General features: G+C 63.0%; 13 protein-coding genes and 2 pseudogenes. All 15 read right to left on the bottom strand.

Features of this window, described 5'->3' with window-relative positions; all coding sequences use genetic code 11:
• Positions 1-8: 8 nt before the first annotated feature.
• The gene (locus RPPS3_RS09565) at positions 9-1364 is read right to left on the bottom strand and encodes a DNA-packaging protein (RefSeq protein WP_434006776.1); all 1356 of its coding nucleotides are present in this window, start codon (positions 1362-1364) and stop codon (positions 9-11) included.
• Positions 1246-2202, bottom strand: coding sequence for a hypothetical protein (locus tag RPPS3_RS09560; RefSeq protein ID WP_107343858.1), 957 nt, complete (start codon positions 2200-2202; stop codon positions 1246-1248). Before RPPS3_RS09560 ends, RPPS3_RS09565 begins: the two co-directional genes overlap by 119 nt.
• Positions 2203-2624: 422 nt before the next feature.
• Complete coding sequence (locus RPPS3_RS09555) at positions 2625-5195, bottom strand: DEAD/DEAH box helicase family protein (RefSeq protein ID WP_107343857.1); 2571 nt, start codon at positions 5193-5195, stop codon at positions 2625-2627.
• A gap of 202 nt (positions 5196-5397) precedes the next feature.
• On the bottom strand, positions 5398-6057 hold the full coding sequence (locus RPPS3_RS09550) for a hypothetical protein (RefSeq protein WP_159060662.1): 660 nt from the start codon (positions 6055-6057) through the stop codon (positions 5398-5400).
• Positions 6058-6109: 52 nt separating this feature from the next.
• Positions 6110-6268, bottom strand: a pseudogene (locus tag RPPS3_RS09545) (phage major capsid protein); the annotation flags it as partial.
• A gap of 217 nt (positions 6269-6485) precedes the next feature.
• Positions 6486-6641 (bottom strand): annotated as a pseudogene (locus RPPS3_RS09540) (phage major capsid protein); the annotation flags it as partial.
• A 13-nt stretch (positions 6642-6654) separates the two neighbouring features.
• Positions 6655-6819 (bottom strand): type II toxin-antitoxin system HicA family toxin, encoded by a 165-nt coding sequence (locus RPPS3_RS09535; protein ID WP_234820157.1) that lies wholly within the window; start codon positions 6817-6819, stop codon positions 6655-6657.
• A gap of 50 nt (positions 6820-6869) precedes the next feature.
• A complete protein-coding gene (locus RPPS3_RS09530) occupies positions 6870-7187 on the bottom strand; it encodes a hypothetical protein (RefSeq protein ID WP_159060661.1) in 318 nt (105 codons plus the stop codon).
• A gap of 314 nt (positions 7188-7501) precedes the next feature.
• Positions 7502-8758, bottom strand: a complete 1257-nt coding sequence (locus RPPS3_RS09525) for a phage major capsid protein (protein WP_107355079.1) — start codon at positions 8756-8758, stop codon at positions 7502-7504.
• Positions 8759-8889: 131 nt separating this feature from the next.
• Positions 8890-9636 carry an HK97 family phage prohead protease gene (locus RPPS3_RS09520; RefSeq protein ID WP_107343853.1) on the bottom strand — a complete coding sequence of 249 codons (747 nt, stop codon included), beginning with the start codon at positions 9634-9636 and terminating at the stop codon, positions 8890-8892.
• Between the two features lie 86 nt (positions 9637-9722).
• Entirely contained in the window at positions 9723-9917 is a 195-nt protein-coding gene (locus RPPS3_RS09515; RefSeq protein WP_234820155.1) for a hypothetical protein, read from the bottom strand.
• Positions 9910-10107: a hypothetical protein gene (locus RPPS3_RS09510; RefSeq protein ID WP_107343851.1), complete on the bottom strand. Its 198-nt coding sequence runs from the start codon at positions 10105-10107 to the stop codon at positions 9910-9912. Before RPPS3_RS09510 ends, RPPS3_RS09515 begins: the two co-directional genes overlap by 8 nt.
• Before the next feature lie 87 nt (positions 10108-10194).
• On the bottom strand, positions 10195-10788 hold the full coding sequence (locus RPPS3_RS09505) for a hypothetical protein (protein ID WP_107343850.1): 594 nt from the start codon (positions 10786-10788) through the stop codon (positions 10195-10197).
• Positions 10789-10904: 116 nt separating this feature from the next.
• The gene (locus tag RPPS3_RS09500) at positions 10905-12080 is read right to left on the bottom strand and encodes a phage portal protein (RefSeq protein WP_107343849.1); all 1176 of its coding nucleotides are present in this window, start codon (positions 12078-12080) and stop codon (positions 10905-10907) included.
• Positions 12081-12354: 274 nt separating this feature from the next.
• Positions 12355-12507: a hypothetical protein gene (locus tag RPPS3_RS24620; protein WP_199851804.1), complete on the bottom strand. Its 153-nt coding sequence runs from the start codon at positions 12505-12507 to the stop codon at positions 12355-12357.
• Between the last annotated feature and the right edge of the window lie 93 nt (positions 12508-12600).

Here is a 12600-nt window from a genome sequence, read left to right as displayed (position 1 = left end):
ACTCGTCTTCACAACACCCGCATCCTTGGTCCCCCGGCATGGGCGCCGCCGATCAGCGCGGTGATCGCCCACACCAGCGCGTCGAGCCGGTCCGGCGAGTGGCCGGAGGATAGCCCGGTCGGGCCGAAATCGCACATCTCGTCTTCGAGCAGCGGAAAGCAGCCGACGTGCCGCACCCGGCCCTGTTCGTACAGCGCCGCCACCGGCTCGGCGCGGACGAACTTGCCGCGGCTGGCGCGCACCTCGCGCACCGGGATCGCGGCGTCGGTCTCGTGCAGCACCGCGCGCACCATCTCGCCGCCCATATTGACCTCGGCGATGATCGCATCGGCCTCGAGCCGGTGATACAGCGCGATCGCGCGCGCCGCCCAGGCCGCCGGCGACAGCCGGTCGCTGGAGACGTCCTCCAGCACGTAGTAATCGCCGGCGGCGCTGCGCCCCGCCGCAACGATGCCGCAGGCGTCCGCCCCCGGCCGCGACGAGCCCGGCGGATCGATCGCCACCACGATCCGCACCAGCGGCGGCGCCGCCGCGACGCGGGCGCGCTCGATTGCCTCGCGCGACCACAGCGCGTCGGGCCGGTCCTCGATCAGTTCGCCGTCGAGCTCCTGCCGGCCCTGCCTTGTGCCGGCATAGCGCGCCACCACGGTTTCGAGAAACGCCGGCGACAGATGCGCGGCGTTGGCGCGGGTCGGCGCCCGCGTCACGCGGGTATGCGGATCGCCGAGCAGCCGCTTGATCAGCGGCAGCGGCCGCGGCGTCGTGGTGATCAGCTGCCGCGGCCGCTGCCCCAGCCGCAGCCCGAATTGCAGCATGTCGAAGCTCGCTTCGGCGTAGCGCCATTTCGCCAGCTCGTCGCACCACGCCGCCTCGAATTGCGGACCGCGCAAACTATCCGGATCGTCGGCGGAGAACACTTCGCCGACCGCGCCGCTCGGCCATTCCAGCCGCTTGCGGCTGGCCATCCACTCGGGGCGCTCGCGGCGCGGCGTGATCCGCAGCAGGCCGGATTCGCCTTCCACCATCACCTCGCGGGCGTCGTGCCAGCTTTCGCCGACCAGCGCGATCCGGCCGTGCGGCCGCGTCGCATAAGGCGGCGTGCCGGCCACCATCGCCCGCACCCATTCGGCGCCGGCGCGGGTCTTGCCGGCGCCGCGGCCGCCGAGCATCAGCCAGGTGGTCCACGGCGCGCCGTCATTGCCGGCGTCCGCAAACTCCTGATGCGGATGCGCGAAGGTGGCGAAATCATCCTGCAGCCGGCCCAGCGTCCGCAGGCTGGCCTGGCGCAGGAAGCGCTCCGTCAGTCCCGCCGCCGACAAACGTCTCAATGCGGCGCGCAAGCTCCAGACGGAATCCATCGGCATCGGCGGGCATCTCGTCATCGGCGGCGCTGAGCGCGCGTTCGGGATCGCGAAGCTGGCGGACCTTGAACAGCGTCTGCGTCAGCGCCGCCAGCGTGCGGGCGATCCGCTCGGCCTCGACCGCGCGGTGGCTGCCGAGCGTGGTGTCCTCGCGCAGGTTTTCGACCTTGCGAAGCTGAGTCTCGACCGCGCGCTCCAGCCGCCGCGCCAACGACAGCGCCGCTTCGGGCGACGCTTGGTCTGCCGACGTTTCAGCCGATGCCTCGGGCCCAGGCGCGATCTCGGCCTCGCTCTCGGGCGCAGGCGCCGCCGCCTCCGTATCGACCGCGGCCTTCGTGTCCACCACGGGCGGCGGCACCCCCGGCAGCGGCGCGCCGGCGGCGATCGCCCGGGCCTGCTGCAGCGCCGCGGTCGCTTCGCGATTGATCTGCAGCAGCACCGGCATGTCGCGCGGCGGCCGATCCTTGCGGCGTGGCCACCGCTCCTGCATCGCCAGCCGCTCCAGCGTGTTGCGATGAATGTGGTAGTCCTCGGCGATGCGCTGCACCGGCTCTTCGGTCTCGACGTAGCGCCGCCGCAGATCGTCGAGCGCCTGCTGCGAAAACCCGCGCGCCTGGCGGACCGGCAGCGGCGGCCGCGGCCCGACCCGGGGGCGCTCCAGCCGCGGCGTCCAGCCCTCGGCCTCCGCCACCTTGCGCAGCGTGTGCCGACAGATCTCGAACTGCGCCGCCACCGCGGTCAGCGGCTCGTCGGTCTTTTCGTACAGCCGCTTCAGCTCCGCGACCGCCTCGGGCGTCAGCCCGCGCGGCAAATAGCGGGGCGGCGGAGGATCGTCGGACATGAGAGAGCTCCCTACCGGTTGGGTTCGTTCACGCGGCCGAGCCAGCGGTCATGCATTCCTGCTATCAGCAGCTCTGGCGTCATGCCCGGCCTTGTGCCGGGCATCCACGCCTTGCAGCGCCGACCGGCGGAGCAGTGAGCGCACCAGTTGCCGCGGCCCGAAAGCGCTGCCATGCTGCAGCCAGCCGCACCGCCACCGAGGCGACCGCAGCGCAAGTCCGTCGCTGTAATGAAGAACGCGCTCGCCGGCTCGATCGAGGGTTACCTAGCGTTCTGCAGGGAGTGCGGCGAGTAGCCCGACCAGGTGTGCGCCCAACGCATCAACGCCTCAACGCCTTTCACAACGAATTGCTCGTTCGCGGACGCGGATCGATCGCCCACCTAAGCGCGAGTAAGCAACGAAGACAACAGAACAAACTGTCATCATCCGACAGGTAATTCGGATATCCTAAGCCCCTTCAATCGCTCGAAGATCGCGCTCGGTTGCCATTCCGCTCGTCCTGAGACAGCCTCAATCTCCGTATATCGCTGATTTGGGGGCAATCTTTGCGTTGCAAGGAGCATCTGCAAGAAATCGTCGTATAAGTGCCTGAAAGACGCAAGCGTCGAGATCCACATCTCGTCCGACGGCGCCGCCTCTGGAGACCGTTTTCCGGTGAGGCCTACAAGGATAATACCGAAGGCTTGGCTACTTCGGCCCCTATTCCACTCCATATGATTGAATGCCTGACCAACATCATCGAGATTTATTACACTGTTCGTACCTTTCTTAGTCTTGAGCTCAAGTAAAATCGACCGCTTCAACTCATCGCTTTCCCAAAGAACGTCGAGCGTGCTTCCACTATCCCCCTCCTGCTCCGGACGGGTCGCCTCAAACCCGAGAGCTTCACCAAATGCACGCATAGCCTCTTCATGAGCGCTACTCGTCTCAGACGAGTCAAACAACGGCATAATTGTTCGCTCGTAACGATTAATCATGTCATTCTGGTGCCTAACGTCGTTAGCAAATATCTCAAGCAGCTTCTTGTGAAGCCGATTCTTTGGGACGACAGCGGCACTTGCTGACACAGAGCCCGCCGGAAACGGGAGAGCCAAGAGCGTGGCGATACGAGAACGCCCCTGCGAATACTGTTTTGCAGCTGCCTCCGCGTCCCCCTCCAACTCGAAGGCATGCCCCAATTGAATATTGTACCACCCCGCCAATCTCCGATCGGCTACCACCACTTTATCGACAACCCTCCCTAGCGCTTCGCGCGCCATTGCAGGATTGCCATCCCACATGTGTCCAGCGAATTCACATTCAGCAAGAGCCGCCTCGGTGAGCAGTGCATCATTCTCTGCAGCCTGCCTCTTCTCGTCTACACCTATGTCACCTCCAGAAACCGAGTCTTGGTAATACCTCATCCACCCCGAATCGCGATTAACTACCTGACTGGCAAGCCCCGGAAACGCATTCACATCATTAATCTTAAACTGCTCAACCAGTGATTTTCCAAGCAGAAGCTGCTTCCTTAGTAGCTCAGGGAGAAGCGCCGTATTTCGCGGCGTTGACAGCCAACTTATAAATCTCTCATCGGAAACAAATATAACAGAATAATCATTCCTACCGCGGTTGGTTCGGCCAAACATTTGAGTTATTCTATTAGCTAGTTTCGCGGCATAAGAATTTCTCATTTCGAGAGAATCGTACAAATAGTTCTCAAGCAGAGAGAACCCAGTCGGAAGACCATCTGCAAGCATTAAACGACAAGTTGTGTGCGGCAGATCGATGCCATCCACCCTCCCAACAAGGATGAACACACAGGGCGTTTGTGAGGCACGGAATTGATCAAGCTTCTGACTGAATTCGGATACCGCTGGAGGCGCAACCAGCGCCTTATACTTACTTGCCGCCGGATAAGACGGCGTAGAAATAAGCAGCTTGTTTGCCTTTGAAAGGATACTGGCGATGACCTCATCACTGACCGGCCTCGCTCCATTATGGCTCAACTTCTTCCGATCGGCCATTATAATTAGGCGCTCGCCAACACCTGCATCGCTGACCGGCTCTATTCTCACGGAAGGCTTGCGACCGAACGCTCTGCAGAAGTCAACCTCACTGGTCAACGTAGCGGAGAGATATACTCGCCTGATTTCAGGATCGGAAAGGTGAGATAGACGGCGCGTAGGCAAGAAGGCAGGACAGATTTCAATAGCGTCCTTGGAAACGAGAATTGTACAACGATCCAACGCATCGGCCAGATGACCCAACGGAAACCCAACACTCCGATCGGAGCGCTCGGCTTCTTTCAGAAGGTCCAGCAGAGCCGCATTGCGACTTAGCGCAATCGTGGCGCTTGGCGGTACAGCTGAAATTCTGTAGGTCGACGTCCCCTTAAGAATGTTCTGAAAGTAGTCAGATCGACTTAGAGTCGCGTAGTGCGGCAGAAGTAGCGCAACTATCTTATTGTAGACACCGACATGTTTATCGCGACGAATGACGAGAGTGTACGAATCACGAATTACCTTCTCGGCGACATGCGCATCATCAAAGATGATAGCCCCAGGCCTTAGATCCTTGATGAACACTGTGCGGCTGTTAAACAACGCATTGTAATTTGTGAGGCACAGCCCTTGGCCTGTTTGATAGATCTCGTTCGAGAACGAACCTTCCGTTCTAGAACAATAACTGAATCCTAACTTGTTATCGATTTCTCTTGCGGTTTGATTCACAAGATCATTTGTTGCGCAAAGATACAGGACCCTCGGAATACCTTCATTAACAAGGCTCTGCGCGACAAGAAGCCCAACGATCGATTTTCCGGCCCCGGTGTGAAGGGATATCAAGACATCGCGCTGGCTGCGCTTTGCGTGCCAATCTTCAAGTGCTTTTGATTGCCCCTGCCATAAATCGTTCGGGGTCTGGACTAAGGCCGGAACACTCCGGAAGAGTTCAATTGGATCTATTGGACGATTTGCAGCGGATGGCCGATTGAGTTGGTTGAAATCGAACATACGAATCCGGGTCCCTTTTGGTTGTTACAACCATTGAGACGCACTATTTCAGCCAATGCAATCAGAAATTGGTCTGCGTTCTCCAAAACTCCGATGCCATCCAAGCCGTAGAGTCACATGCACGAGAGATTCCGTATGACAACCAACAAAATGAAACGTTAGTTCGAGCTGTTGACGCTACAAACCACAAATAATCTGGTGATTAGTCCTGCAGTTCAGCGATCAGGTCCTCTTCGATGTGGCGCAGCACTTCAATGATCTCGCCGCCAGCCGCGCTCGCCTCTTCCGAAATCGGTTCATCAAGCGTCTCTAAAGAGTCGAATTTGTTATGCGATGCGAGAATTTTGATTTTAGCGATCCGCTCTCTACTATCCTTGGTCACTACCGCTCCATAGACCGAAAGATAGTCCCGTATTGAATTCTCGATCTGAAACATGTTGCGCGCGACTTCCTCGCAGGCATCGTCCCACTCCATCTCTGGATGAGAGTATGTCGGCTCGATCTGCTGGCGCAGATTGATGAAAGCTGTAGTCGCCTCGATTTTCTTCAGGAACAGTATCTCTTGCTTCTTCAGCCTTAATTTGTGGCTTTCGGTTTCCTTGGACAATTCTCCCTTGAGCTTCTCGGTCTCAACACCAAGCTCGGCTTTGTGACGTTCAAGCTCCTTCTGCAGCTCCGCTTTTCTCTTCTCCAGCATGCTGTCAGCGTAGTATTTCGATATGAGCTTCCCGAGAAACGCCAACGCCAGAGAAAAAAGGCCGATCACTCCAGCGATTCTCAAAGCCCAATCTACGATCGATTCAAAGAGCATACCGCCATCCCAAACGAGGTTCTTTGCAATTCTTGGCTCGCTATTCGCCATATAACGATATCGAATCGGCGATCGTCCAGCCCGACCATCCGCTGCGCCTCCCCGCCGCGAACTTCGCCAGCTTGATGGCGTCGAAGTCCTGGACACCGCTGCCGACGCGCTTGGTGTTATAGAACAGCACGTAAGGCTCGGCGGAATAAGGGTCGCGCAGCATGCGCACGCCCTGGCGATCGACGATCAGAGCGCCGCGGCGACAGTTGCCAACGTGATCGCAAGTGCATTCGCCGGGATGCGGGGCACGCTCTCGACAGCGGCTGTGATACTTAGGCACTCGTATGCAGGTGCTCGGTGGGTTACGGCGCTACGCGCCTAACCCACCCTACGGCCCTAAGCCCACCGTCCGATGGCGACGCCGTGCTCGGGTCGCCCTCACCCCGGCCCTCTCCCGCAGGCGGGAGAGGGAGAACTGGCGCTGCGCCTCAGCTCGCCGCGAACTTCACCAGCTTGATGGCGTCGAAATCCTGGACGCCGCCGCCGACGCGCTTGGTGGTGTAGAACAGCACGTAGGGCTTCGACGAATACGGATCGCGCAGCACGCGCACGCCCTGGCGATCGATGATCAGAGTGCCGCGGCGGGCACCGAAGTGATTACTTGCGAAACAGGTGCTTCGGCAGCCCGGACTGGCGGATCATCGACGCCAGGGTATCCGGCTTGATCTCGTCGTTGATATTGTGGAATGCCACCGTCACGTTCTTGATCTTGCCATCGACGGTGCCGACGTATCGTCTGTGCGACGCTTCAATGCGCGTCACACTGAACTTGGCCCGCTCGAGGATTTCAATGAAATCGCGGAATGTGCATTTTAAGCGGGGCACTCGACCGGAAACCCGAGCGTGGTATCCCGGCCATTCCGATCAAGCCGACGCCCGAACAGCGTCGCCATGAACAACCTGACGGCCCACGCTGCCCTCACGCGCAGCGGTGCGCTGCGCGACAGCATGGCGTCACGGGTTGCCTCGTCCTGTGCCATCGCGTCGTCGACATACGACTGCACAGCCTCTTGAAGAATGCGGGTTACGTCATGAAGGGAATTTGCCTGAACGGCGATATCGAGATCGAGACAAATCGCTTGCCAGTCGTTACCCGAACCGTGCGCGATGCACTCCAGCGGATATTTCATCGTCATACCCCCGTTAGAGTCCGCCAATTCGTTCACAAAACGGCCAAACATGCAACATGTTCGCAGGTAACGCATTTATGAGAAGCCGAACTCTTACACAAGAGCCATGACCAATCGTTAATCTGGATCAACGATTTGCCTCGGGGTGGGTGCCGGCAGCAGCTGCTGGATCTCAGGCAGTAGATCGACAGCCAACCGGCGCCTGGGCTGCAGCGCTGCCACCTGACCCCACCGTCCAGCGACAGCCCCGCGCGCGGCGCGCCCTCACCCCGGCCCTCTCCCGCAGGCGGGAGAGGGAGAACCGGCGCTGAGCTTCAGCTCGCCGCGAATTTCACCAGCTTGATGGCGTCGAAATCCTGGACGCCGCCGCCGACGCGCTTGGTGGTGTAGAACAGCACGTAGGGCTTCGACGAATACGGATCGCGCAGCACGCGCACGCCCTGGCGGTCGACGATCAGATAGCCGCGGCGGAAGTCGCCGAACGCGATCGACAGCGAATTCGCCGCGATGTCCGGCATGTCCTCGGCATCCGCAAGCGGGAAGCCGGCGAGGCTGGCGCGGCCGCCGGCGGTGACCGGCGGCTGCCACAGATAGGCGCCGGAGGAATCCTTGAACTTGCGGATCGCGGCTTGTGTCCGCCGGTTCATCACGAAGCTGGCGTTCTGGCGATAGCCCGGCCGCAGCGCGTAGATCACGTCGATCAGCACGTCGCCGGGCGCGGTGGCGGCGAACGCGCCGGCGGCGCCGGTCGAGATGGTGCCGAGCTTGCCCCAGCTCCAGGCGCTGTTGGCCGCGGTCGGCACGGCGAGGAAGCCCTTCGGCTTACTGACGCCGTCGCCGGACACGAAGGCGATGCCCTCCTGTTCGGCGAACGCCTGGTCGATCTCGCCGGCCAGCCAGTCGTCGATGTTCACTGCAGAGTCGTCGAGCAGCGTCGCGGTCGCGGCCGGCATCGCGTACAGCTCCATCGCCGGAAACGACAGCGCATCCAGCGACGGCGCATTGGTCTGCGGCCGGGCGTCGCCCTCGCCGACCCAGCCGGTCGCAGGCCCGGCGGTGACGAACGGCTTCTTGTACACGCCGCCGGAGATCTCGCGCACGGTCGACAGCGAGCGGATCGGCGAGATCGCGGCGAGCCGCGAACTGATCGACTGCTCGAGCTCGGTCGGCACCAGATAGCCGCCGTCGGGCGCGGAGCCCGCCGACAGCGCCTTGGTCTCCAGCCGGCGCAGGCTGGCGGCCTCGCCGGTGCGCACATAAGCCTCGAACGCGCTCTTGTGCTCGCGCTGATCGGCGGCCGGCTGCGGCCGCTCCGCCGCGAGCTGCGGCCGCGCCGCCTTCAGGGCGAGTTCGTCGAGCCGGCGCTGCTGGTGATCCAGTGCGGCATCGATCCGCGCCAGCTTCTCCTCGGCCAGCACGTCGCCCTTGCCGGTCTCGATCGCCTTCAGCCGCGCGTCGTTCTCGGCCTTGTAGTCCTCGAACGCGCGCATCAAGGCATCGAACACCTGCTGCGCGTCGTCGCCGGCAAAGCCGGCCTTGGTCTCGGGAGCATGGTCGAACGTGGTCATCATGAGATCCCTTGTGGTGATGATGAAGGATGTCAGTCTTTAAAGAAGTCGCCGCCCCGATCCGCAGCGCGCGCCCTCTCACGCGCGCGGGAGCGGGCTCGGGTTGAGGGCCGCCGCGCAGCGCAGCGCTGGGCTCACGACGACGCGTCTTCGCCCGCATCAGTGCGCCGTGCCGATCCGGCCGCGCGCGGGGAGAGGCCGAGGCGTACGCAGCCGGTGATACTCGCCAGCGCCTGTTTGCGGCCGGCGCGGGTGGACAGCGTCGCCGCGATCCTCCCGCGCCGGATCGGCGATGCCGGTGCCTCCGCGGCATCGCCGGAACTGATCGCTGCCGCGTCGTGGACGCGGCGCCACGCCGCCTCCGCCGCGGCGCGCTGCGGCGAGGGCCGCGGCGTCTGCTTGACGGTGGCGATGCGCGCGCCGTTCAGCAGCGGAAAGGTGACGATCGAGATCTCCCAGAGATCGACCTGGTACAGCCGCCGCACCCGCGTCCTCGGATCGATCTGGCCGCGCAAGGTGCGATAGCCGATCGACAGCCCGTCGATCGCGCCGGCGCGGAGCAGCGCCAGCAGTTCGCGGCCGCGCGCCACATCCGGGATCAGCCGGCCGCGGGCACGCAGGCCGCGCAGATCCTCCGCCAGCTCCAGCCAGACGCCGACGGGCTCGGCGGGATCGTGCTGGAACAGCATCGGGATTTTTCGCAAGCCGCGCTGCTTCAGCGTCTGGGTGAAGGCGCCGGGCATCACCATGTCGCGGGCCTGGTCGATCTCGCCGAACAGGCTGGCATAGCCGTCGATGCTGCCGTCCTCGGCGAGCGACAGCCGCGCCGGCAGCGGCGCAGGCGAAGGCGACGGGGCGAGCGCAGGCAACGGGGCAAGCATGAGCGGCCTCGCAAGATACGCGTGAGTGCGGATGGCGGTGGTGAGCGGTGATATGCGCGGCGGAGTCGCCCGCGAGTGCGCGGCGGTTACTTCGCCCGCTTGGCCGACCGCTTGCGCGGCGGCGGCTTGGGCGCAGCGCGCCGCGGCGCCGGCTTGCGCGGCGCGCCGGACAGATGCGCCAGGAATTCGCGGAAGATCGCCTGCGGATCGCGCGCCGACTTGGTCTCGGCGCGGACCAGGCTGAGCACGCTGGACAGCCGCTGCATCGCCCTACTACTCATCCTGCGTCCGGCGCCGCGCCCGGCGGTTGAACAGATCGAGCGCGTGGACGAAATCATCAAACCGCCGCACCGCCGCCGCCCACTCGCGTAGTACAAACCACAGCCCGAGACTGGCGCCGATCGCCCACAGCAACAGCGCCACGTGAGCGAGGTCCCCGCGCTCGGAAAATATCTTGATCAGATCGGACATCGGCGCCTCGCAGGCAGACGGGCGAGCGGCGGAACGCCGGCTCCGCTGTCAGTCGTTGATCATGAGGGGATGAACCTTCCCGCCCGCTCAGCGGCGCAAAAACCCGAAGCCGTCGCCGGGCGGCTGCTCATTGATATCTTCATCCCGCAATACGCGCGGCTCGGGCCCGGGTTTGAAGAAGCCCGGAAAGCGAAACGTGTTGGGCGGCAGATCCTTGCCGTCGACCCATTCGATGCTGGTCGGTAGTTCGCCGTCCCGCTCCATGAACTCCTTCACGGCGGGCCACGCTTGCGCGTAGGGAATAAACAGACCGATCGGCCGCAAATCGCCCTGCAGCGTCCGCAACCACTCCTTGATCCGGCTCATGTCACCCTTGGAGTAACAATCAAGCGGCTGCCTGATCCGGCCATCCCATTTGCGGTAGTAAAGGAAAACGCCGAAATCCGGCGTGCCCACCATTGTGAGGCGCGCGGTGACCTGATCGATCCCGAGCTGGCCGTCGGTGCCGTCCAATCCCGAAATCTCGAGCCCAAACTCGTCGTTTCCGTGCGGATCGGGAGCCCACGGATTTTCGGCCGGCGCCAGGAAGTAAGGCGCGAGCTCGCCGGGCTCCGGCCAACCGTCCGGGTCCAGATCTTGAAAATAGATCCGCTTCCTCACTTCCTTCTCCAGACTTGCCATTCGCCCTGCCACATCACGCTCGCGCGGCCTGATCTTGCCTCGCGGATCGTGACATACGGATTGCCTAATCCCAGTGCGACTTTCGGCAACAGGTTCAGCCCGCGAGCCGCCAATCCTCACCCCAGCCGGTCGCCGCCGTCGATCGGCGCGTAGCCGACCGCTTCGCGCTTTTCGTTCAGGGTGAGGAACGGTGCGCGGGTGACGCGGTCCCACAGCGCGGTGCGGTCGGGTGACAGCGCGTCGATTTGGTCGGTATCGATCACCAGGCGCACGCCGTCCCCGAATTGCGGCGACAGCCACTGCGCCAGCGCGTTGCCGACCCGCGTCGCCAGCGGCAGCACGGTCTGGCGCACGAAGCTGCGGTTGGCTTCCTGATAGTTCGAGAAGGTGTTGTCGCCGGGAATGCCGAGCAGCATCGGCGGCACGCCGAACGCCAGCGCGATCTCGCGCGCGGCGGCGTGCTTGGCCTCGAGAAAGTCCATGTCCTTCGGCGACAGCGCCATCGCCTTCCATTCGAGCCCGCCTTCGAGCAGCAGCGGCCGGCCGGCATTGGCGGCGCCTTCGTAGGTGAGCTCCAATTCGCGCTTCAGCCGTTCGAACTGGTTCTCGCTGAGCACGGCGCCTTCCGGGCCGGCGTACACCAGCGCGCCCGACGGCCGCGCGGAATTGTCGAGCAGAGCCTTGTTCCAGCGCGCCGCGGCGTTGTGGGTGTCGACCGCGACCGCGGCGGCTTCGAGCGGCGCCAGGCCGTAATGATCGTCGAGCGGATGGAAAAACGTCAGATGCAGGATCGGCGGAACCGGCGCGGCATGCTGATCGAACCGCACGGTGCGGCCGCCGACGCTGTAATCATACGCCTCCGCCCAGCCATCGGCGCCCTGGATCAGTTTGATGCGATCGGGCCGTAGCGCGTAGAGTTCGTGCACCACCTCGCCGAGCGTCACCGCCTCGATATAGGCATTGCCGGCGAGCAGAAGATGCGCGTACAGCGTCTCCAGCAGCGCAGTGCCGTCCTGGCGAGGATTGGGGCGCGCTAACAAAGCGGCGAGCGGATGCGCCTCCTTCTCCTGCGCGCCGTCGAATACGCCGAACACGCAGGCGGCTGCATTCTCCGCCACCAGCCTGACGCAGCGATGCACGATCGCATTGCGCACATAACCTTCGCGCGCCAGCCCCGCGTAGTCGCGCGGCGTGAACCGCGCCACACCGCTGCGCTCAAACGCCAGCAGCGTCGCGGTGCGCGAGGTCTTGACCTCCGGGGGAGCGAGAAAGGCCTTCAGCCGATCGAACATCGCTTGCGTCCTCGCGTCAGCGGCCATTGAGCGCAAGACAGAGGGCCTCGCACGTCAGCGCTCACATTCTATTTGAGGGACTTCAATTGAGGCGCGAGCGTCCTGCAGGGCGCACGGCGCGTGACGTGCCGAGCTGAGGACGCTGCAGCGATTCCAAACGGCAAAGATCCGGCCCTGTCGGGTCGCCCCCAAAAGCGAAGCGCCGAGACTTGCTCGGCGCTTGTTCGACGCTTCGTATTTGATGTGACCAGGGTGCTGAGCAGAACGCCCGCTGCTACACTCTGAACCACACAAACCAGATCACGCCCAACACCAGCACGGCCAAGCCCGTGCTGATTGTCAGCAGAGCCAGCACCGAGGGACCACGTTCGCCTTGTCGGGCCTCGACCGGATTTTCGATGATTCGACCTTCATCACGAGTCGCCATGACCCCTCCTCGCTGTTGAGCGCTATCGACATTGCTATCGATGCGCCAACGCACGATCGAAAATCCTGTTCCGAGATGTTCGGCGGGCAAATG

The organism is Rhodopseudomonas palustris (assembly GCF_003031265.1).
Lineage (GTDB): Bacteria > Pseudomonadota > Alphaproteobacteria > Rhizobiales > Xanthobacteraceae > Rhodopseudomonas > Rhodopseudomonas palustris_H.
This window is presented reverse-complemented; position numbering and strand designations above follow the sequence as displayed.

What these genes read in the sequence shown, in the direction of transcription:
- RPPS3_RS09565 (WP_434006776.1), bottom strand. Translation starts at nt 1,364, where the DNA reads ATGCCGATGGATTCCGTCTGGAGCTTGCGCGCCGCATTGAGACGTTTG.
- RPPS3_RS09560 (WP_107343858.1), bottom strand. Translation starts at nt 2,202, where the DNA reads ATGTCCGACGATCCTCCGCCGCCCCGCTATTTGCCGCGCGGGCTGACG.
- RPPS3_RS09555 (WP_107343857.1), bottom strand. Translation starts at nt 5,195, where the DNA reads ATGTTCGATTTCAACCAACTCAATCGGCCATCCGCTGCAAATCGTCCA.
- RPPS3_RS09550 (WP_159060662.1), bottom strand. Translation starts at nt 6,057, where the DNA reads ATGGCGAATAGCGAGCCAAGAATTGCAAAGAACCTCGTTTGGGATGGC.
- RPPS3_RS09530 (WP_159060661.1), bottom strand. Translation starts at nt 7,187, where the DNA reads ATGAAATATCCGCTGGAGTGCATCGCGCACGGTTCGGGTAACGACTGG.
- RPPS3_RS09525 (WP_107355079.1), bottom strand. Translation starts at nt 8,758, where the DNA reads ATGATGACCACGTTCGACCATGCTCCCGAGACCAAGGCCGGCTTTGCC.
- RPPS3_RS09520 (WP_107343853.1), bottom strand. Translation starts at nt 9,636, where the DNA reads ATGCTTGCCCCGTTGCCTGCGCTCGCCCCGTCGCCTTCGCCTGCGCCG.
- RPPS3_RS09515 (WP_234820155.1), bottom strand. Translation starts at nt 9,917, where the DNA reads ATGAGTAGTAGGGCGATGCAGCGGCTGTCCAGCGTGCTCAGCCTGGTC.
- RPPS3_RS09510 (WP_107343851.1), bottom strand. Translation starts at nt 10,107, where the DNA reads ATGTCCGATCTGATCAAGATATTTTCCGAGCGCGGGGACCTCGCTCAC.
- RPPS3_RS09505 (WP_107343850.1), bottom strand. Translation starts at nt 10,788, where the DNA reads ATGGCAAGTCTGGAGAAGGAAGTGAGGAAGCGGATCTATTTTCAAGAT.
- RPPS3_RS09500 (WP_107343849.1), bottom strand. Translation starts at nt 12,080, where the DNA reads ATGTTCGATCGGCTGAAGGCCTTTCTCGCTCCCCCGGAGGTCAAGACC.
- RPPS3_RS24620 (WP_199851804.1), bottom strand. Translation starts at nt 12,507, where the DNA reads ATGGCGACTCGTGATGAAGGTCGAATCATCGAAAATCCGGTCGAGGCC.